The sequence below is a fragment of the Asticcacaulis sp. P4_H10 genome, from assembly GCF_056400965.1.
This window is the reverse complement of sequence record NZ_JBFUKH010000001.1, coordinates 36,874-58,308: the sequence shown is the minus strand read 5'-3', so window position 1 is coordinate 58,308 and position 21,435 is coordinate 36,874. Positions and strand designations below refer to the sequence as shown.

Genomic DNA, 21,435 nt, shown 5'->3' with positions numbered 1-21,435 from the left:
CAGCTCAACCGGCCATCGCTTTTTTATATTCCGGCTGACGCCTGAGGGCGCGATTTTATATCCATGTCATTAGCTTCACGGCCACTTCACAACGCCTTGAGGACAATGTCATGCGCACCAACAGCAAATCCATCCTGGCCACCGCCGCCCTTTCCAGCCTGTTTCTGCTCGGCACTTTAAGCGCCTGCAGCAAGGCCGAGCAGACCCAGGCCGGCAATGCCACCGAAAGCGCCGCGGCCGAAGCCGGCACGGCTGCCGAAGGCGCCGGCAGCGCCATCGCCGATGCCGTCACGCACGACAGCCCGCAGCAGTTCGCCGACAAGGCCGCGGTCGCCAACCTCTTCGAGATCGAAACCAGCAAGCTGGCCGTCAAGACCTCGAAGAACAAGGACGTCCTGGCCTTCGCCAACAAGATGATCACCGATCACACCAAGGCCGGCACTGCTTTCAAGGCCGCCGTCGGCAAGGCCACGGGCGTCACGCCGCCGGCTGAAAAGCTCGACGACAGCCACCAAGGCAAGCTTGATGACCTGAAGACCAAAACGGGTGAGGACTTCGACAAGGCCTATATCGACGCCCAGCAGGACGCCCATGACGAAGCCGTCAGCCTGTTTGACAGCTACGCCAATAATGGCGACGATGCTGCGCTCAAGGCATTTGCCGCCGAAACACTGCCGACGCTCAAGGCGCACAAGGAACACATCGACAAGATGTAAGACTGCAATCCTTGTGACTTCAAACGGGGCGCTTCACGGCGCCCCGTTTTTCGTATTGGGAACCCGTTCAGGCGTCGCTTGGGCCCACCCGCCAGCCGATGTCCTGGGCCCACCGATCCGCCCGCCGGATAATGCTCCAGAGATGGTCCATCTTGCCTTCGGTATAGGCGTCCCTGTCCTCACCATGCCGGCGCGCCAGCTCACGCTTCAAGGCAACGTATGGCGCATGTTCTTCGATTTGGTCGCGCATGTAGTCGCGGAATAGAAGCGGCCATTGCTCATGCCAGGTTCCGCGCTGACGCATATGGATATGGGTTCGGTCATCACCCGGACGCTCGCGGAAATAACGCTTGGTCAGGTCCGGGTTTGATGGCCGGTACACATACCCTATTGCAGCCATCGCTTCAGTCAGGAGGGCAGACTGCCTCAGGTCCGCGACGGAAATCTGAATATCGACAATGGGTTTGGCGGCCAGGCCCAAGATGGCTGTTGACCCGATATGGTCGATCCGAAGGGCGTGCTCACCGAGGGCGTGGCGCAGAATCGCCGCCTTGGCGGCAAAGGCCTCGGACCATGCCGGCGTCCAATCGGCAATTTCAACGCTGTTCGCGGCAGGCATGGTGTCTCGTTTGTCGGAGTAAGAATGGCCTGAGGTCTTAGATTGGCCGGGTGGTCCTGTCCAGCGGGACGGTCCATCATCAAAACTCCGTCACCGGGTAACGGTTGCGGTGGCGTTGCAATCTGTTGGTGTTACACTTGGCGGCGATTGCAGACTCCCGGATAGCCGCCGCTTGAAACCTACCGTCCTTGTCGTCGATGATACCCCCGATATTCGCGAGCTGCTTGAGGTTGTGCTCGACGAGGCGGGATTTGGCGTCATCACCGCCGACGGCGCGGCGGCCATGGACGCCGTTCTGGCCGAAAGCGCCGTGGACCTCATCGTCCTCGACACCATGATGCCGGGCGAAGACGGCTTTTCCGTCTGCCGGCGGGTTTCGGCGGAAGACGGTCCGCCCATCATCATGCTCAGTGCCAAGAGCGAGGATATCGACAGGATCAAGGGGCTGGACCTCGGCGCCGAGGACTATGTCTCCAAGCCCTTCAGCAATGACGAGCTGATCGCCCGCATTAATGCCGTCTTCCGCCGTCTGCGCAAGAACGCTGCGCCTGCCGGCGGGGACTGGCGCTTCTTCGGCTGGGTGCTGGACAAGCAGGCTCGCAGGCTGACCAGCCCAGCCGGCAAGACGCTGGCACTCACCCCCGCCGAATTCGGCCTCCTAAAGGTCTTTCTCGACCACCCCGACCGGCCGCTCAGACGCGAGCAGATCCTGAAGGCAATGGATGAGGTGCATGGTTTTTCGACGCCGCGCGGCCTGGACACGCTGGTGTCACGGCTGCGGCAGAAGCTGGTCTATGCCGATCCTGCCGGCACAGGCGACAAGGAGTTGATCCAGACGGTCTACAGCGTGGGCTATATGCTGCGCCCGGGTTTGGGCGGTTAACCGCTTACACTTTTCGTCATATAGCTCTAGCTCGCCTGGTCCAGCGCCTCGCGCACTGCCGGGAACACGATCCAGAAGGTCGCGCCCTCGCCTTCGACCGAGTCGTAGCCGATCGTCCCGCCCATCTGCGCCACGATCTCCCGGGTGATGTGCAGACCCAGGCCCGAACCACCCTTGGACCGCGTGATCGACGAATCCGCCTGGGCGAACCGGCCAAAGATGCGCCCGCGGAAGTCCGCCGGTATCCCAGGACCTTCGTCGCGGACGCTGATCCGGACGTCGCCGCCCAACGGCGTGGCCGAGATGTGCACCGTACCGCCTTCGGGCGAGAACTTGACCGCGTTCGAGATCAGGTTCGTCATCACCTGCTGGAAGCGCTCGCCGTCGACGCGGATCGATGCGCCCATTGAAACACCCTGGGCCGCCAGGCCGACACTCAGCTTATCGGCAAACCCCTGGTTCAGCGCGATACTTTGCTCGACCAGTTGCGCTACCGGCTCGTCACGCAGGTCGAAGCGCATCGTGCCCGAGGTAATCTTGTCGATATCGAGGATGTCATTGACCAGCAGGACCAGCCGGTCGCAATTGCGCCGCGCCATGTCGATCAGGCGCTGGCCCGCCTGGGGCAAGCCCGATCCCAGCGACGTGGCAACGAAATCGAGCGAGCCGCGAATGGCGGTCAGCGGCGTGCGCAGCTCGTGGCTGACAGTCGAGATGAATTCGCTCTTCATCTGCTCCATCACCCGGCGTTCGGTAATGTCCTGGATCTGTGAAATGAAGTAATGTGGCTTTCCGTCGGCCTTGCGGACGAGAGAGACGCTCAGCAAACCCCAGATGGTCCGTCCCCCACTGTGGATGTAGCGCTTTTCCAGCGTATAGCTGGCGATCTCGCCCGACAGCACCTGCCCGACCAGCGCCAAGTCTGTGTCGAGGTCTTCAGGATGGGTAATTGCCTGGAAATCGGTCGCGAGTAAAGTCTCCGGCGTATAGCCCAGAAGATCGCACAGGGCACCATTGACCTTGAGCCAGCGGCCGTCGAGACTGACCAGAGCCTGTCCGGTCGGCGCGTTTTCCATCGCCAGACGAAAGGTTTCCTCGCTGGTGACCAGAGCCTGCTGCTGGGCGCGGCGTTCGGTAATATCCTCGGCAACGCCCAGATACCCGGTTCGCTCGCCATTTTCACCGGTCAGTGCCGTGACGTTCAGGCTGACCGGGAAACGCGCCCCGTTCTTGCGCACGAAGGTCCATTCGCTGGTGTCCTCTCCAAAATGTTCGATGCGCGCCGTCAGCGTCACGAAACCTGGCTTGAGTGCCAGCCCCAGCTCGGCATTGACGTGGCGCGTCCGCAGGATGACTTCGGACGGGTCGAGCCACTTGACGGCGGTCTCGAAGCCAATAATCTCGGCCGCCGTATAGCCCAGGGCCGCCTCCGCCTCGGAGTTGAACGAGGTCACGCGGCCGTCCGGGTCGGTCGTTACCACGATATATTTGGTGCTGGCCAGGATGGCCGAATTCAACGTGCTGGCATCGAACAGACGGCGATTGGAATGGGTCAGCTCAAGCGACTTGCGGTTGGTGACGAGAAGCGCCTGGACCGTCAGGGCGCACAGGCCGGCAATGACCAGTCCCGCCACCAGGGCGATGACCGGAAAGGGCGACCGCTGCGTCGCGACAAAGGGCTGGGTCGGCCGGATCTGCAGCGTCCACACCTCATTGGCGATGCTGACATAGCCCGGCAGGGTCTTGTCGGTCAGCGGCGTGTCGCCAACATTGGTCAGGGGAACCGGAGCCCGGGCATTGGACTGGCCGCCCACCATGAGGCTGAGCTCGTAATTGCTGCGCAGGTCCTCGGTCAGGGCATCCTCAGCGAAGGCCCGGGCATCGAACCGTGCCGCCAGGTAGTTGGCCGGCGCAGATCCGTCGAAAATCGGCACCAGCAGCGTGAAGACCGGCTGTCCCGCGGCATCGTGGCCGAAGGTAATGGTCGTCCGCTGCCCTTGCTCGGCAGCCGGATCGACACGTCCTCCCGCCAAGGCCTGCCCTGCGGCTTCCGGCTCGGTCCATACCGGCGTCTGGCGGGCATCGAGCAGGCTCAGCGACTGGAGACCGTCGATATCCCCGACCATGTTGGCCGCATCGTCGCGCCACTGCACTTCCGAATGACCGGGGCCTGCTTTACGGCGCGCGGCAAAGCGTTCCAGCGCCGTGATCGCGCTGTCTGCGCGCGATCCCATGAGCTCCTCGATGCGCGACGTGTCGCGCGTCATCAGCCCCTCGACATAATGCGTCTCCTGCACGGACAGGGTGCGGTAGCCGAAGGCGGCGCCGACCGCCAGCACGAAGAAGACAGTGACGGGCACCAGGAAGCGTTCACGCGTCGGACGCGCCTCTCCGATCCCGGTGTCCTTCAGGCTCATACTGAAGAAGAGCACCCCCAGCATGGCGGTAAACAGAAGCCCTGCGCCGAGGATAAGCGTCGGCGTAACCGACCGGCCCGAATAGTCGAAGGCCTTGGTGCTCTTCCACACGATCAGCCAGGTCGTCTGGCCAACCTGGAACAATCGCCGTTCCGTGAAATTACCGCCGGGCGCGATCTCGCCGCTGCGATAGATCAGGTTGCCCGGCGCTTCCTGGCCCTGGTCGTAAATTTCGATATCGACCTGGTTGCCCTGACTGCGCGTCAGGTCAGCCAAAAGGTTGCGGGCAACGAACGGCGCATAGATCCAGCCCTTCAATTCGGCACGACGGGCCTCTACGGTCGCGGGCGCGTGACCGGAGGCATAGAGCGGCGCCAGCAGGAGGAAGCCTGGCGTGCGTTCGCTGTCCTGGACCAGGTAGATCTTCTTCGTCAGGCTGGTGCGGCCGGAATCGCGCGCCTGGCGCGCCGCTGCCGCGCGATTGCCTTCGAAGGCAATGTTCAGCCCCAGGGCTGCGGCGTTATTTTCGACTGGCTCGAGGTAGGTAATGACGAAATTGTCACCCGCCGCGACGTGCTGCGCGCTGAAACCCGCGACGCCGTCCGTCCGGATACGGGCTTGAAGCGCGGGCATGCCGTCCGGGGCGACGGGCTCGATGAAGCCGAGCCCGTTCATTCCGGGATAGTTGGTCCTGATATCAAGTGCGCCGACATAGGTCTTCCACTCGGCGTGGGTAACGTGGCTTTGGCCGGTCCAGAAGGCCTGGGCGCCGACCAGCGCGTTGTTGTAGGATTCCAGGCGGCGGCGCAGCGCTTTTTCGCTCTCCTGGGTCAGGGCCTCGAAGGCGTCATGGCGCGCCTTGTACTCGCTGATCGAGGCGATCTTCCAGGCGTAGAAGCTCAGGCCCAGCGGAATGAGCAGCAGGAACAGCGCCAGGGCGGAAAGCCGGCCAATCCCCTTCGTGGCGCCGCTTCCGTTCAGCTGGATGGGGTTCGGATTTCCCGGCGCGACCAGGGCCAGGGGCAGGAAGACGATGACGCCGAAGACGTCGCCGCCCCACCACGACAGCCAGTTGTTCACTGTATCTGCGGGTGTGACCATGCCTGCGGCGCGCAAGGATATGACGCCTATACTGGCCGCCGTAATACAGGAGACCGGACCCGCGACCAGGAACAGCTTGAAGATCTGGGTGACCGAATTGAACTTCAGCGGCGCGCCGACGAAGCGGTGCGCCAGGAAACATGCCAGAACGACCTGGATGGTCGAGCCGGCGGCGATCGCCGCCGCGACGATGAGCTTCGGCCACACAATGGCGACGGACGGGTCGAGCGCGCCGGCAATATGGGCGTTGAGCAGGAATGAGCCCAGCCACACGCCCGGCCACAGCCTGCGGCCGTGAACCAGGCAGAGACCGAGGGCCAGCCCCGAGGGCGGCCAGATGATGGTGGCGAAGCCCGGCGGCACCGACAGCATCAAACCCAGCTTGCCCGTTATGATGTAAAGCACGGCCAGAGCGAGGACCATGGGGACGTAGCCCGGTCGCTTATACAGGTTCGCCTTGAGGTCCGGGCTCGACATGAGAAACCGCGAACGTGGTCTAGTAGATGCGGCTGGGGATCAGCCGCCTTATGCTGTTCAACACAGCGTCCGTGTTGAAAGGCTTGATGATATAGTTGTCCGCGCCGACCTCGACGGCCTGGATGACGTCGGTATTCTTGTCGCGGGCCGACAGGACGATGACGGGTATGTCGCGGATATCGTAAGCGTCGCGCTTGGCTTTCAGGAAGCCGATGCCGTCGAGTTCCGGCATGGCCAGGTCGAGCAGGATAAGGTCGGGCTTGAAGTCCTTCAGCCGCTCCAGTCCCAGGCGGCCGTTGGACGCGGTCTCGACGTCATAGCCGCTGGAGCTGAGGACGATTTCCAGCAGATCACGGATATCGGCGTCGTCCTCGACGACCAGAATACGTTGCGATGCGGTTTGCAGGGTCATGGCCGATGCGCGTCCCAGTGGCTACTTAACTCAGATTAGCGGACGAGTGTTGAAATCCCGTATCCACGGCGGCGCTGCGGCGCGGCCCGGCAGACGCCTGCGGAACCTGCATCAGCGTGAACCAGTATGCGCTCAGTCCCCCGATCATGACGGCGTAGTCCTCGATGGAGTCGGGCTTGGTCAGGTAACCGCTGGCAAAGGCATCGTAGGCCGCTTCGATATCGTGGACGTCGGATGAACTGGACAGCACAAGGCACGGTATACGGCGGACACGGTGATCGCTCTTCAGTGCGCGGATAAGCTCGACGCCCCCCATGCCGGGCAGGTTCAGGTCGGTGACGATCAGGTCCGGCAGGGGATCACTCCCTAGGCCTGTCGACTGTTGAAGAACGACGAGTGCCGCTTCGGCCGTGTGCGCCACCCGCAACTCTGCGTCGGGACAGGCCCGCATCAGGGTGCGGCGGAACAGCATGGCGTCGCCATCGCAGTCTTCGACCAGCAGGATGCGGGGTGCGCGCCCCATTTCCACCAGCTTACTCATTATATGCAACTTTCGGTACGTATGGCGCTTAGGCGCCGATGACTGGGCTACAAAGGAATTTCAAGACACGTGCAATGTGCGCGTGTGTCAATTATTGGCGCGAATGGGTAAATGTCGATGAATCAATTGTCACAGTTCGGACACAATCCTGCGATTGCACAGCGTTCGCCAGAATTCGGGCCGGCCTCCCGATACCAGATCTCCGGTCTAAACCTTAACGGGAATGGTTAATAACGGACCGTCTCCGTGCATAGCGCACATGGAAAAAGGTTACATCTCCCTTACCGTGCAACAGTTGCATTGATTTGCTGGCGGGCAAATAATACCACATCAAAAGTAAACACCAAAGTGCACTTGGCGTCTAAAATTTTTTAGTTTTAACAATGATTTATCCAAAAATTAACCAATGAAAACAGGTAGATTTTAACCATGGAGAAACCCTATCGCATTACCCTGCCCGGCAACAGTCGCATTGCCAGAAGTGTAATCGTAGATGCAAAACGCTCCTACCCCGGCCCACCCGTTCCGTTCCTCGTCCGCGCGCGCATCGCTGCGCCAGACACTGAAGCGAAGCACCATTCTGGCTGCGGCACTCGCCTCGGGATTGTTCATTCCGCATCTGGCGCACGCGCAAGCCCTGCCTTCGGGCGGTCAGGTCGTGGCAGGTGCCGCCGATATCGCCAATTCGGGCGCGGCAGTGACGGTCACCCAGACGACCGACCGGGCGATCATCGATTGGACGAATTTCTCGATCGGCGAAGGCGGCGCGGTCAATTTCAACAACGGCTCGGGCGCGACGCTTAACCGCGTCACCGGCGCCAACCTGTCCTCAATTGACGGGCTTCTGTCGGCGACCGGCTCGGTCTACCTGATCAACCCTAACGGCGTCGTGATCGGCAAGTCGGGCGTGGTCAAGGTCGGCGGCGATTTCGTCGCTTCGACGCTCGATATCGGCAATGCGAACTTCTTAAACGGCGGCGACCTGACCTTCGAAGGCCCGTCACTGACCTCGGTCGTCAATCTCGGCCAGATCGGTGCACTGGGCGGCGACGTCGCGCTTGTCGCTGCCAATGTCCGCAATGACGGTACGATCACTGCGCCCAACGGTGCGCTGGGCCTTCTGGCTGGCAACCGCATCCTGATGCGCGATGCGTCTGTCGATGACGGCCGCTTCCTGGTCCTTAGTGGCGGCGCGGGCACATCCGTCACCAATACCGGCAATATCGAAGCCGCCACGGCTGAACTGCGCGCCGAAGGCGGCAATGTCTACGCCCTGGCCGGCAATACCCAAGGCCTTATCCGCGCCACCGGCGTCAGCAGCCACGATGGCCGCATCTATCTGAGCGCAGGTACGGGTTCGGTTGAAGTATCGGGCAGCACGCTTGCGGCCACCAACGCAAACGATGGCGGTCAGATTGACATCACCGGTCAAACGATTTCCGTGGCTTCGGACGCGACCCTCGATGTCTCGGGCAAGAACGTCGGCGGAACGGTCATGGTCATTGCCGATATGGCTTCGGGCCAGCTCGATTTCCACGGCACGGCCGTGGCCAAAGGCGACCTGACCGGCGGCTTTGTCGAAACCTCGGGTCATAATGTCGATTTTACCGGCGCGCATATCGATACGACGGGCGTAAGGACAGGCACCTGGCTGGTCGACCCGGAAGACCTGACGGTCGATTCCAGTGCCGCCACGACCATCAATACCAACCTGGCAACGACCAGTGTCACGCTGCAAACAACTGCGACGACGGCCAGCGGCCCCGGCACCTACACCTCGTCCGGCAGCGGCGACATCATCATCAATTCGGATATCAGCTGGTCGACCGGCAATACGCTGACGCTCGATTCCTATCATTCGATCAACGTCAACGCCAACCTGACCGCCTCAGGCGCCGGCGGTGTCGTGCTCACCACCAATAATGGCGGCTCGGGCGGCGACTACTATTTTGCCCTTGGCAAGTCGCTGAGCTTCACCAATACGGCTGGCGGCGGTCAAACGCTGAATATCAACAGCACCGCCTATACCCTGCTCTATAGCCTGAGCGATATCGGGACCATGAGTGCTTCGAGCGGAAAGTTCGCCCTGGCCAGCTCGATAGATGCTTCAGGCACCACCTACACCTCGGCGAACCCGGTCACCAGCTTCACTAGCGGAGGCATCTTCACCGGCCTTGGCAATACGATCAGCAACCTGACCATCAGCCGCGCAGGGGCGTCGACTGTGGCACTGATCGGCACGAATGCCGCAACCATCCGCGATATCGGCCTTGTGGGCGGGACGATATCCGGCGCGTCCACTGTCGGCGGCTTGGTCGGAAGTAACAGCGGCACGATCGCGAATACCTGGAGTTCTGCGTCGGTCACTGGTACGGGAACTTATGCAGGGGGCCTGGCGGCGCAGAGCACCGGTACGATCCGCAATTCCTTTACAACCGGCATTGTCAACGGCGTAGCCCCTATCGGCGGCCTGGTGGGCCGAATGTCGGGCGGCACGATCTCCAATAGTTTTTCGAGCGCCGTAGTAAATGGTTCTACGTACGTCGGCGGCCTTGTTGGTCACGTCACAAGCGGTACCGTCAGCACCTCCTTTGCCACCGGCATGGTTACCGGCACGTCCACCCTGGGAGGATTAATTGGTTCTGGCAGCGCAACCAACAGCTATTACGACTCCGGAACCAGTGGCAAAAGCGATACCGGCAAGGGAACGCCTCAAACTACAACGCAGCTCCAGGGCACATTGCCGACCGGGTTTTCCAGCAGCACCTGGGGGACCGGTACGGGCCTTTATCCCTATTTGAAGACCTTCTTCCCGAACGGCGTCACGGCCGTAAGCGGCACGGCCTATAACAGCAGCAATGTGGCCGTTTCGCGATCCACGATCGCACTCTATAGCAGCGGCAATGCTTTGGGCAGCACACGCTCGGGCGCCAACGGCTATTACTACATTCCCGTGGCAACCGGCACGGCAGGAACCACGGCAGGGGTGACGCAGGTCCTAAACGGCGGATCGACCGTTACCGGTGCGGGATTCAGTGACACGGCATCATTGTCCAGCGCCAATGTTACGGGCTTCAATGTCACCTCCGGCACATTCGATTCCTATACCTCGTCCGCGACCTATTCGGCTTTCAAGACAGGGTCAGGTCCCGCCACCGCCTTTGGCTCGAGCTATTATACGTCGCTTCTGTCCACCCTCTCGTCAGCGGCCTACACAATCAATGCGTCGAGCAGCTTCAGTATCGACAGCGCCATAGACACGACGGGCGCCACAGCCTTCAAGACGCTTGCCGGTGACCTGAGCATCGACACTGCGCAGACGATAAGCGGCAGCAATGCCGTGACGTTCGAGGCCTATAACAACCTCTACATCAACGCAGATGTCACGGTGTCCGGCACCAATGCCATCACGCTGACGACGAGCAGCGGCGGTTCGGGCGACTACAGCTTCCTAAAGAGCAAGAGCCTCAGCTTCACCAATACGGCGGGCGCGGGCCAGTCGCTGACGATCAACAGCAATGCCTATACCCTGCTCTATTCGGTCAGCGACCTGATCGGCGTCGGCACCGGCAGCGGCCGCTACGCTCTGGCCAATACGCTCGACCTTTCCGGCAATACCTATTCGGCGGCCGTGCTCACCACAATGAACGGCACCTTTACGGGTCTCGGCCATACGATTTCCAACCTCAACATCACCGCGGCTTCAACCGACTATGTCGGGCTGTTCGGCACGAATACCGGCACCGTCCGCGACATTGGCATTACCGGCGGCAGCATTTACGGCCGGTGGTATTCCGGCGCCCTGGTTGGCAAGAATACCGGAACGATCAAGAACGCCTACGCTTCCGCCGACATGCATGTCGTTTTCCGTTCGGGCGGGCTGGTCGGCTGGAATACCGGCACAATCTCTCAGTCCCACGCTACGGGCGCGGTGACCAGCAACGGCGACAATGGCGGCGTCAGCGACATGGGCGGCCTCGCCGGCTGGAACGACAGCACCGGCACGATCAGCCAGTCCTACGCAACCGGCACGGTCACCGGCACGGCCAATACCACCGGCGGTCTGGTCGCCTTCAACAGCGGCGGCACGATCAGCGACTCATTCGCCACCGGCGGGGTCTTCGGCAACCTGTATGCCGGCGGGCTGGTGGGCTTCAGCTCGGGTGGTACGATCACCACCTCGTATGCGACCGGCTATGTCAGCGCGGTAACCAGCGGCGGCGGCTTTGCCGGCTATACGGCGAACACCACGATTACCAATGGCTACTGGGACACGACCTCATCAGGCACCAGCACCGGCGTCGGCACCACCGCAACCAGCGGCACGCCCACCGGCCTGACACGCAGCGCCTTGCAGAGCGGCAGCCTGCCCACAGGCTTTTCCAGTTCGATATGGGCGACCGGCTCGGGCCTTTATCCTTACCTCCAATCACAGTTCCGGACCGGCATGCAGTCGATCAGCGGCTACACCTATGCCAACAACGGCTCGGTCCTGCCGGCCGCGACCCTGGCCGTTTATGTCGCTGGCGCCCAGGTCGGCGGTACGACGGCCGCCAGCGGCGCCGATGGCTACTACTACCTGATGGCCGCCCCGGGCACTGTGACCGGCACGACCAAGATCGGAATTACCGAAACCACGCACAATGCCAGCGCGGTTACCGGCGCGGCCTTTACCGAAGCGCCCGTCGTGACAGGCGGTCAGGTGACCGGCTTCAATGTCACCGCCGGACAACTGACCTATACGACCTCGCAAACCGCCTACAGCGACCTGATGACCGGCGCGAACACGGCCTTCGGGTCCTCGCGCCACAGCGCCCTGGTGAGTGCACTTGACGCCGCCACGCTGAAAATCGCCGCATCCGGCGCCTTCAGCCTCGACCAGGCCGTGTCGCGCAGCGGCAGCCTGCTGATCCAGTCGGGCGGCGACATGACCCTGGCCTCGACAGGTTCGGTGACTTCGACGGCTACGGGCACGGCCGTGACCCTGGCGGCCGACGGGTCGTTTATCAACAATGCCGGTTCCAGCGCGGTCTCGGCCAGCAATGGCCGCTGGCTGATCTACACCCAGGCGCACGGCGACAGCACGACTGCGGCAACAAGCAACAGCTTCGGGTCTTTAAGCGGCAAGACCTTCTACAACAACGCCTTCAATTTCAGCACCGGCGCGTTTGCCACAACACCGAACAGCGGCAACCGCTTCGTTACCGGCTATGCCCCGACCCTGACCGTGACGGCGGACACCAAGGCCGTGACCTATAACGGTTCGGCCCAGACCAACACCTATTCCTTGAGTGGCTACCTGACCGACGACCAGTCGGCGGACAGCTTTACCGGCAGCGTGACGGGCCTGACGACCTCAAGCAAGAATGCCGGCGCCTATTCGCTGACAGCAGCGGGCACGCTGGCTTCGGACCTGAACTACACCATAGCGTATGGTTCCGCCGGTACGCTGACCATCGACAAGGCAACCCTGACACTCGCTGCAGCGACCGACACCAAGACCTACGATACGGATGCCACCTCAACCGGCACCGTTACCGTCACTGGCCTGGTCGGCTCCGACACCGTCACCGGCAAGAGCCAGGTCTTCGACAGCAAGAACGCCGGTTCGCGCACGCTTACGGTCAACGGCTACATCGTCAATGACGGCAATAGTGGCGACAATTACGATGTCTTGACGCAGACGGCTGCTGGCACGATCAGCAAGGCCAGCCTGACCCTTGCGGCCGGTACCGACACCAAGATCTACGACACCAACGCCACCTCGACCGGCACAGTAACCGTCACGGGCCTGCTCGGCTCGGACACCGTCACCGCCAAGAGTCAGGTTTTCGACAGCCAGAACGCCGGTTCGCGCACGCTTACGGTCAACGGCTACACCGTCAATGACGGCAATAGCGGTGGCAACTACGATATCTCGACGCAGACGGCTGCAGGTACGATCAGCAAGGCCAACCTCACGATTACCGCTGGTGCCGACACCAAGACTTACGACACGAACGCAACTTCGACCGGGACCGTAACCGTCATTGGCCTGTTGGGCTCCGACACCGTTACTGGCAAGAGCCAGGTCTTCGACAGCCAGAACGCCGGGACACGCACCCTCACCGTCAACGGCTACACCGTCAACGACGGCAACAGTGGCGGCAACTATACCGTCTTGACGCAGACGGCTGCTGGCACGATCAGCAAGGCCAGCCTGACCCTCGCGGCCGGTACCGACACCAAGACCTACGACACGAACGCCACCTCGACCGGCACAGTAACCGTCACAGGCCTGCTCGGCTCGGACACCGTCACCGGCAAGAGCCAGGTCTTCGACAGCCAGAATGCTGGCACACGGACGCTCTCGGTTGCGGGCTACACACTCAACGACGGCAATAGCGGCGGCAACTACGACGTCTCGACGCAAACCGCTTCGGGCAGCATCACTAAGGCCARCCTGACCMTCGCSGCCGGWACCGACACMAAGACCTACGACACGAACRCCACCTCRRCCGGYACWGTRACCGTCACGGGCCTTCTGGGCTCCGACACCGTCTCGGGCAAAAGCCAGATCTTCGACAGTCAGAATGCCGGCACACGCACGCTCATAGTCAATGGCTACACCGTCAACGACGGCAATAGCGGCGGAAACTATACCGTTTCGACGCAGACGGCTGCTGGCACGATCAGCAAGGCCAGCCTGACCCTCGCGGCCGGTACCGACACCAAGACCTACGACACGAACGCCACCTCGACCGGCACAGTAACCGTCACRGGCCTGCTCGGCTCGGATACCGTCAGCGGTGCGACGCAATCCTTCGACAGCCAAAACGCCGGTTCGCGCACCCTCACGGTCGACGGCTATATGGTCAGCGATGGCAACAGCGGTGGCAACTACACTGTCACCACCCAGACCGCTTCGGGCACCATTGCCAAGGCTAGCCTAACCGTCGCGGCAGCCACCGACACCAAAACCTACGACGCCACGATAGCCTCTACTGGTACTGCAACGGTTTCCGGTCTCAAGGGCTCAGACAGCGTCACCGGCGCCAGCCAGGCCTTCGACAGCAAGAACGCGGGTTCGCGCACGCTCACAGTCACCGGCTACACCGTCAACGACGGCAATAGCGGTGGCAACTACGCCGTCACCACCCAGACGGCTTCTGGCACGATCACGCAGGCCAATCTGACGCTTGCCGCAAGCACCGACAGCAAGACCTATGACGCCACCACGGCTTCAACCGGAACCGTCGGCATAACCGGCCTGAAGGGCGCGGACACCGTCACCGGGGCGATGCAATTCTTCGACAGCAAAACCGCGGGTTCGCGCACGCTCGCTGTCACCGGCTATACTGTCAACGATGGCAATAACGGCGGCAACTATGCGGTTGCGACCCAGACCGCTTCGGGCACCATCGCCAAGGCAGCCTTGACCGCCGGGCTGATCGGCAGCACCGCGAAGACCTACGACGCGACGCTGAGCGCCAGCCTGACAGCCGACAACTACGTGCTTACGGGTCTCAAGGGCAGTGACACGGTCGCGCTGAATAACCCGACCACGGGCGCTTATGGCGATGTCGATGCCGGTACCGGCAAGGTCGTCACAGCGTCCGGTCTGGCCCTGACGGGCGCGGACGCGGAGAATTACACCGTCAACGGATCAGCGACCGCCAATATCGGCAGCATCGCCACGCGCAAACTCACCCTGACGGCTGACATCGGCGCCAAGAACGCCGGCGCCACCGATCCGGCCCTGACCTACGCCATCACTTCGGGCAGCCTGGCCGGCAGCGATGCCTTAAGCGGCAACCTGACGCGCACTGGCGGAGAAGACCCCGGCACCTACGACATCAACCAGGGCTCGCTGGCGGCATCCGCCAACTACGACGTCACCTTTATCAAGAGCGCCTTCACCATCACGGCGGTGGCGCTGCAGAACAACCCGATCGTCAATCCGGTCAGCAGTTCCGCCACGTCATCGAGCCAGCCGGTCATCCAGCCGGCGCCGATCGGCCTGAGCGCGCCTGTCGATAACACGTCGAACTCCGGCACTGCCAGCGACGCAAGCGGTTCGTCTTCGGACGCTTCGGGTTCCGGCAGCACGTCGGACGACAGTGACACCACCGACGCAGGCTCTGCGGCCGGCGACGGAAACCAGGAAGCCACCGGCCCAAGCGTCCGCAGCGCCGGCCAGAGCGGCACGACCTGCGCCGACGGCGACGGTTGCGCCAACACCCCCTACCCGACCAATCAGTTCATCTCGAACGCCATCAGCTTCGCAGCCGGTAACTAATTCATGTCCTTTTCGTTCCGTTCCTTCACCCTGGCGGCGGCCTCGCTGCTTCCCATGCTGGTCGCCGCCCAGGCGCACGGCCAGGCCATCGAGCGCCATCTGCCGCAAGCGCCCCAGGCTGCGCCATCCGAGATCCTGGCGCCCAACGCCATCCCGGCCGAGCAGGACGCAACCCCGATCGGCCCGGCCTTAAGCACCGTCGTCCTGCTGGGGCCGAAGGAAACCGTCCGTGCCACGGCAAGCAACGGAATCATCGTCGGCGATGTCGCCCGGCTGCAAGGCAGTGATATTTCAAGCTTGCTGCAACCGTTTCTCGGCAAGCCGATTTCGCGCAAGCTGATCGCCGAGGCCGAAGCGGTGATCGCCGCCCACTATCGCGACCTCAACTATCCATTCGTCTCGCTATCGACGCCGGAACAGGAGATCACCGCCGGGGTGCTCCAGATCCGCGTCGTCGAATTCCGTACCGGTAAGGTTACCGTCACCGGCGCCAGATCGGACGCCGAGGCCGAGCGCCTGCGCGACCGTATCGGCCTCAAGGCCGGCGACGCCATCAATGCCCGCGAACTGACCTACGATCTTGACTGGATCAACCGCTATCCGTTCCGCAGCACTCAGGCCGTTTTCAGTCCCGGCGACACCCTGGGCGTCTCCAACCTGACCCTGGCGGCGCGCCAGGGCAAAAGCTGGCAGGTCTATGCCGGCTACAGCAATGACGGCTCGGCCTCGACCAGCTTCGACCGCTATTTCCTGGGCGGCGCCATCGGCGGCCTGCTGGGTCCGGACAGCGTCCTGTCGGCGCAAACGACCGTGTCGCGCGATGTGCTGGAAGGCGAAAAGGCTCCGCACTACAAGAGTGCCGCCCTGGCCTATACCGCGCCCATCGGCCAGCGTGGCCAGATCGAGGCCACCATGAACGCCGTCACCACCTACCAGGCCGGCGATCCGTTCAGCGTCCGCCTCAAGGCCGGCGAAGGCGCGCTTGGCTATCGTTTCGCTTTCTCGAAGCTGCACGGCGACGTCGGGGCGACCGACATGCGCTTCGGCATCGAGGCCAAGCACCAGAAGGGTATCACCTACTTCGCCGGCGTACCGGTCTACGACGTCGCGGTCGAGGTCTATCAGCTCTATGCCGGCTATCGTCATTCCGGCAAGGACGGCTTCGGCGCCTCGACACTCGACGTCGTCGCCCATATGAGCCCCGGCAATATCAATGCCGGCAACAGCCATGAACAGGCCGTGCTCTATTCGCAGGGCCGCCAGAAGGGCGCGACCTACAGCTATGTCAGCGCCACCTACAGCCGCTTCACGCCGCTGCCGAACAATCTGACGCTGAAGACCCAGGCCAGCGGCCAGTTCGCCTCGGTCGCCCTGCCACGCACCGAACAGGCGGGCCTGGGCGGCTCCAGCCTGGTGCGCGGTTATACGCTGGAAAATGGCGCATTCGACACAGCGCTGATCGTGCGCAACGAACTGCGCATGCCAGGAAAAGCTTTAAGCAAGCACACGCAGGTCAATCCGTTCCTGTTTTTTGACATGGGCTACGGCCGCGACAATGCCGCCCATCAGACGAGCGGCCTGGCCTCGACCGGCGCTGGCGCCGAAGTCCGCCTGACGCGCTTTGTCGCCCTGAACGTCAATGCCGCGTGCGCGCTTACGCCGGACCGCATTACGCGCGCCGGCAACTGGCTGGTCCACTCCAATCTGAGCGTCGCGTTTTAACCGGCGCGAAGGATACTGTCGAAATCGCTGGCGTCGTGGCGCTCAGCCAGGCCGTCGGCGGCCCGGTTGACCAGGCGGCCGCGCTTGACGCCGGTGCGGGCTTCGAGCTGGTCGACCCAGCGGCGGATATTGGCGTAGTCGCCGACCGACAGGAATTCGCCCGCCGAATAGGCATCGTTCAGAAGGCCGCCGTACCAGGGATAGATAGCCATATCGGCGATCGTATAGTCGCTGCCGGCGACGTATTCGGTCTTGCCCAACTGCGTATCCAGCACGTGCAGTTGCCGCTTGGCCTCCATGGCGTAGCGGTTGATCGCATATTCGATCTTGAACGGGGCATAGGCATAGAAATGGCCGAAACCGCCGCCGACAAACGGCGCCGAGCCCATCTGCCACATCAGCCAGTTCATGGTCTCGGCGCGCTTGTGATGGTCCGTCGGCAGGAAGACGCCGAACTTCTCAGCGAGATAGAAGAGGATCGAACCGCTTTCGAACAACCGTGTCTGCGGATCGGTCGAGCGATCTAGCATGGCCGGAATCTTGGAGTTCGGATTGATCGACACGAAGCCTGAGCCAAACTGGTCGCCATCGCCGATCTTGATCAACCAGGCATCGTATTCCGCGCCCGCGTGACCGGCAACCAGCAGTTCCTCGAGCAGGATAGTGACTTTTACGCCGTTTGGCGTGCCCTGCGAATAGAGCTGGAGCGGGTGTTTACCGACGGGCAGTTCCTTGTCGGACGTCGCGCCGGAAATCGGCCGGTTGATATTGGCGAACTGGCCGCCATTGCCCTTGTCCCATTGCCAGACCTGCGGCGGCACATAGCCGGCGGGTTGATTATTGGCGGGATCGCTGTCGGCCATGTCCTGGTCTCCAATATGTAACATGCGAGATCACAGATATGGTTGCCAAGCGCGGGACCGCAAGGCACCTTAGCGCTGCAGATCACCATTTTCGGCGACACCCGGCTGGTCGAGCAACTGGATCGACGTCGCCGGGCCGAGATTGGGCGCCGACCATTGCCGCAGCGCCCAGACGACTTGCTTGTCAGGCGTGACTTCGAGGACCTGTACCGTCTTCGGCCAATCCTCTGGCTTGATGCTGCCCGCGACCCAGTTGCTCAGTACCGTATTGTCATTTGCCAGGCGCGTAACCTCCTGGACATTGCGCAGGTCATAGCCGAGCCGGGCGGCATCTTCGCTGTTGAATTCCCACGCGGTCGTATGGTCGGGCCGGACTTCTCGGACAAACCCCTTGTTCGAGGAGATCAGCGTATTGCCGTTGTTCAGCCGGACAGCGGACCACGGCGACAGGGCTTCGACCGACCACAACACCTTGCCGGCTTCGTCGTATTCGCTGACGGCGTTCATATCCATCTGCGCAACCAGATAGGTCCCGGCCTTCGTCAGGCGCACGCGGCGCAACTGGCCGTGGACATTGTCCGGTTTGGCGACCGGTACGACAAAGGTCTTTTCGACTGTATTGGTCGTCTTGTTGATCGTCAAAGCCTTGGCCGGATTGCCGTTTTGGACCAAAAGCACGCGGTCAAGCCCAAGCGCCTGCAACGAATGGATCTCGGTATTGCCGGGTGCGAAATACTGCCAGACAATCGTCTTGTCGGGTGTGACCTCGGCGGCGCCAAACCGGCTGGTGAAGATGACATTGCCGTTGGACAACAAAGTGCAGTCGCCCAGCTCCTGAATGTCAGCCTTTTCGTTGCGCAGGGTGCGGAACTTGATCTGGTAGTTCCAGACCTCGCGGCCGTCGCGGATCAGGTGGATGGTCTGCTGGTCGGCGTTGAACTCATATTCGCCGCAGTAAAGGAACGGGTGCTCGCTTAAACCCTTGCCGGGCAGGGTTTCCGGTGAAAAGGACTGCGCGAAGACTGGCCCGGCGGCCAGCGCGGCCAAGAGGAGAAGGGGCGTTTTCATCATGGCTCAGCGCTTCGTTACTGCGGGTGGGAAATCAAGCGTCTGAGAGGTCACGTAGGCTTCCCATTCGTCGGTATTTTTGAAATCGAGCCCGCGGTCCCAGCCCGAGCCAATATAGTAGACAAAGGGCTTTCCGGGCTTGACCCTAATCAGGATCAGGTTGTTATCGGCGTCGGCGCGGATGTCCTCGACCACGGCCGGATCGACGCGGACAGCCGTGCACAGCGTGCCGTGCGCCGGGTCTGACGGCTCGCAGTAGGACAGGATGCCACGCGTCTTGTCGGACAGCAGCCGTCCCTTGCCGGTGATCGTTGCGCCCTTGCCGAGACCAATCCCGACGGTCAGGTCGTCGGGCGTGTCGGATTTCAGGGTCGATTCCAGACGGGTGAAGTTAGTCCCCATCGGCAGGGTGAAGGTCCGCGTCTCCCAGACCTTGCGCGCAACGCCGACCGGCCAGGCGGCATAGTCGACGCGGAACGACGCTACGTCCGGCCCGTTCTTCAGGATCTCATAGCTGGCCCAGTTGCGCGACACCCACAGCTTGTTGTCGGCCCAGATGCCGAGGCCGCCCGCGCCGCGCGATGCCTTGACGTTATAATAGTCGAGGCCTTCGCCCTGGTCGTTGTGATAGGACTTGGTCTTGAGCTGGCGGTCCATGAACGGCCACCGCACGCGCTTGGCCCAGGCGTCAATGCCGGAGCCCGACGGTGGCTCAATGGCCTGCAGGGCCGGACCGTATATGCGATGGGCGACGCGGTCGTTTTCCCACAGGATATCGTCGGCGCGATCGGGCGCGAACCGGACCGTGGCGCGTGGCTGCTTTTCGGTTTCGCTCGGCGGGATCAGCTTTTCCGGCTTTGACCCGACCCATTTGGTCGCCGCCGGCGAGACATAGTTCGGATCGTCGACCATGGGATCGAAGGCCAACAGCTTGACCGCATCGCGCTCGGCGGTGCGGCGATTGAGTTCCTTGAGCTGCTCTGGCGTCGCATTGGCGGGTATCACCGTCTCGCGCATATCGCTGGCGTGGTATTGCAACTGCGCAGGCTCTGACAGGGCGATCGGCAGGGCCGACACCGGTTGGCCGAGATTGGCGACCTCAAGCCCGGCCAGCAAGAAACCGCCGCTGGCGTAGAGCGCCGTTGTCTCGCGCTTGGTCGGCACGGGCTGGTCGCCGGCCGACTGGACCTGCCCCAGGATACCGCTTGGCAGGACGTACTGGTTCAGCCCCGCCCAGCCCTTCAGAACGTGGGGGAGGTATTTCTCGCGTTCGAGGATGCCGTGATTGATCCCGAACGCCAGGGCGTAGGTGTAAAACGCCGTGCCTGAGGTTTCCGGCTCGGGGAAGGCCTCCGGATCGAGCAGGCTGGCGCGCCACAGGCCATCCGCCTGCTGTAAAGAGGCGATCTTTTCGGCCATCTCGCGGTAAAGCGCGACATAGCGCGGCCGCGACGGATAATCCGCCGGCATGACTTCCAGCACGCGCGCCAGACCGGCCAGCACCCAGCCTTCGCCACGCGCCCAGAAAATCTTTTTGCCGTTGGGCGACCGTCGCTCGATGAAGCGCTCGTCGCGGGCATAGAGATGCTGTTCCTGATCGTAGAGGCGCTCATAGGTCCGCCACCACTGGACGTCCATGGCGTCGATATATTTGGGGTCGCCGGTGATCGCCGACATGCGCGCCAGGACCGGCGGCGCCATGAACAGGCTGTCGCACCACCACCAAACCAGCTTCTTCGGCTGCGGCGACAGGGTCAGATAGGGCACGGTGTAGTCGAGGCGCTGCTTCAGCGGCAGCAGCGTCCCGGGCGAGCCGGTATGCAGATAGATGGCCTGATAGAGGTCGCCGATTGCCTGGTCATCGGCATTGATCAGATGGACCGGCGCGCCGTCGCCCTGATGGCCGTAGTTGAAGCGGCGGGCGGTGGCCGAGCTGTAGTCCAGCACGTCCGGCGCATCGGTCGCTTGCGTCAACTTCATGGCGCCGACGAAGAAGGTGGCGGCGATCCAGTTGGTGCTGACGCCAAAGCGCCGGGGCGCGACACCGTCTTCGATACCTTTCAGCCGGGCGACTTCGGCCGATGCCGAGCGCTTGAGGATGCTCAGGATCTGTTCGCGATCGGGAATGGCGTCGGATCGGATCGCCTGGGCTTTCGCCGGTTCGGGCGCGGGCGCGGCAGCGGCGGAGGTGCCGGTCGCGGGGGCGCTCAGCAGGGCGGCAATCGCCAGCGATATGCGGATTTCGCGTTTCATTTTTTTTCCTCTCCTGCGGGTCGGGCGCCCGGCGGATTACACAGCACTCAGGAAAAAGGGCCGTCCCTCCGGTAGGAAGAGGGAC

General features: G+C 62.5%; 11 protein-coding genes. 4 read left to right on the top strand and 7 right to left on the bottom strand.

What is annotated here, in order from left to right:
- The first annotated feature begins 110 nt into the window (after window positions 1-110).
- Window positions 111-716, top strand: a complete 606-nt coding sequence (locus AC1DON_RS00190; protein WP_476932717.1) for a DUF4142 domain-containing protein — start codon at window positions 111-113, stop codon at window positions 714-716.
- 67 nt (window positions 717-783) lie between these two features.
- Here AC1DON_RS00190 and AC1DON_RS00185 read toward each other — a convergent pair whose 3' ends face one another.
- Entirely contained in the window at window positions 784-1,335 is a 552-nt protein-coding gene (locus AC1DON_RS00185; RefSeq protein ID WP_476932716.1) for a GrpB family protein, read from the bottom strand.
- Window positions 1,336-1,507: 172 nt separating this feature from the next.
- Here AC1DON_RS00185 and AC1DON_RS00180 point away from each other — a divergent pair, with 172 nt between their 5' ends.
- Window positions 1,508-2,218, top strand: a complete 711-nt coding sequence (locus tag AC1DON_RS00180; protein WP_476932715.1) for a response regulator — start codon at window positions 1,508-1,510, stop codon at window positions 2,216-2,218.
- A gap of 26 nt (window positions 2,219-2,244) precedes the next feature.
- On the opposite strand, the gene AC1DON_RS00175 is transcribed toward AC1DON_RS00180, so the two are convergent.
- Genes AC1DON_RS00175 through AC1DON_RS00165 form a run of 3 tightly spaced genes read right to left on the bottom strand, consistent with a single transcriptional unit; the run spans window position 2,245 to window position 7,166 of the window.
- Window positions 2,245-6,213: a CHASE domain-containing protein gene (locus AC1DON_RS00175; RefSeq protein WP_476932714.1), complete on the bottom strand. Its 3,969-nt coding sequence runs from the start codon at window positions 6,211-6,213 to the stop codon at window positions 2,245-2,247.
- Window positions 6,214-6,232: 19 nt separating this feature from the next.
- Window positions 6,233-6,625: a response regulator transcription factor gene (locus AC1DON_RS00170; RefSeq protein WP_476932713.1), complete on the bottom strand. Its 393-nt coding sequence runs from the start codon at window positions 6,623-6,625 to the stop codon at window positions 6,233-6,235.
- Between the two features lie 25 nt (window positions 6,626-6,650).
- Complete coding sequence (locus AC1DON_RS00165; protein WP_476932712.1) at window positions 6,651-7,166, bottom strand: response regulator; 516 nt, start codon at window positions 7,164-7,166, stop codon at window positions 6,651-6,653.
- A 493-nt stretch (window positions 7,167-7,659) separates the two neighbouring features.
- Between AC1DON_RS00165 and AC1DON_RS00160 the strand changes: the two genes are divergently transcribed.
- On the top strand, window positions 7,660-15,444 hold the full coding sequence (locus AC1DON_RS00160) for a YDG domain-containing protein (RefSeq protein WP_476932711.1): 7,785 nt from the start codon (window positions 7,660-7,662) through the stop codon (window positions 15,442-15,444).
- 3 nt (window positions 15,445-15,447) lie between these two features.
- Entirely contained in the window at window positions 15,448-17,166 is a 1,719-nt protein-coding gene (locus tag AC1DON_RS00155; RefSeq protein WP_476932710.1) for a ShlB/FhaC/HecB family hemolysin secretion/activation protein, read from the top strand.
- On the opposite strand, the gene yghU is transcribed toward AC1DON_RS00155, so the two are convergent.
- The 3 genes from yghU to AC1DON_RS00140 are packed head-to-tail and all read right to left on the bottom strand — an operon-like array spanning window position 17,163 to window position 21,350.
- Entirely contained in the window at window positions 17,163-18,053 is an 891-nt protein-coding gene (gene yghU / locus AC1DON_RS00150; RefSeq protein WP_476932709.1) for a glutathione-dependent disulfide-bond oxidoreductase, read from the bottom strand. The genes AC1DON_RS00155 and yghU overlap by 4 nt on opposite strands.
- A gap of 45 nt (window positions 18,054-18,098) precedes the next feature.
- A complete protein-coding gene (locus AC1DON_RS00145; RefSeq protein ID WP_476932708.1) occupies window positions 18,099-19,100 on the bottom strand; it encodes a hypothetical protein in 1,002 nt (333 codons plus the stop codon).
- A 3-nt stretch (window positions 19,101-19,103) separates the two neighbouring features.
- Window positions 19,104-21,350, bottom strand: a complete 2,247-nt coding sequence (locus AC1DON_RS00140; protein ID WP_476932707.1) for a glycoside hydrolase family 88 protein — start codon at window positions 21,348-21,350, stop codon at window positions 19,104-19,106.
- Window positions 21,351-21,435: the final 85 nt, after the last annotated feature.

Coding starts and splice junctions, on each gene's coding strand:
- AC1DON_RS00140 (WP_476932707.1), bottom strand. CDS start 21,350: ATGAAACGCGAAATCCGCATATCGCTGGCGATTGCCGCCCTGCTGAGC.
- AC1DON_RS00145 (WP_476932708.1), bottom strand. CDS start 19,100: ATGATGAAAACGCCCCTTCTCCTCTTGGCCGCGCTGGCCGCCGGGCCA.
- AC1DON_RS00190 (WP_476932717.1), top strand. CDS start 111: ATGCGCACCAACAGCAAATCCATCCTGGCCACCGCCGCCCTTTCCAGC.
- AC1DON_RS00185 (WP_476932716.1), bottom strand. CDS start 1,335: ATGCCTGCCGCGAACAGCGTTGAAATTGCCGATTGGACGCCGGCATGG.
- AC1DON_RS00165 (WP_476932712.1), bottom strand. CDS start 7,166: ATGAGTAAGCTGGTGGAAATGGGGCGCGCACCCCGCATCCTGCTGGTC.
- yghU (WP_476932709.1), bottom strand. CDS start 18,053: ATGTTACATATTGGAGACCAGGACATGGCCGACAGCGATCCCGCCAAT.
- AC1DON_RS00170 (WP_476932713.1), bottom strand. CDS start 6,625: ATGACCCTGCAAACCGCATCGCAACGTATTCTGGTCGTCGAGGACGAC.
- AC1DON_RS00155 (WP_476932710.1), top strand. CDS start 15,448: ATGTCCTTTTCGTTCCGTTCCTTCACCCTGGCGGCGGCCTCGCTGCTT.
- AC1DON_RS00175 (WP_476932714.1), bottom strand. CDS start 6,213: ATGTCGAGCCCGGACCTCAAGGCGAACCTGTATAAGCGACCGGGCTAC.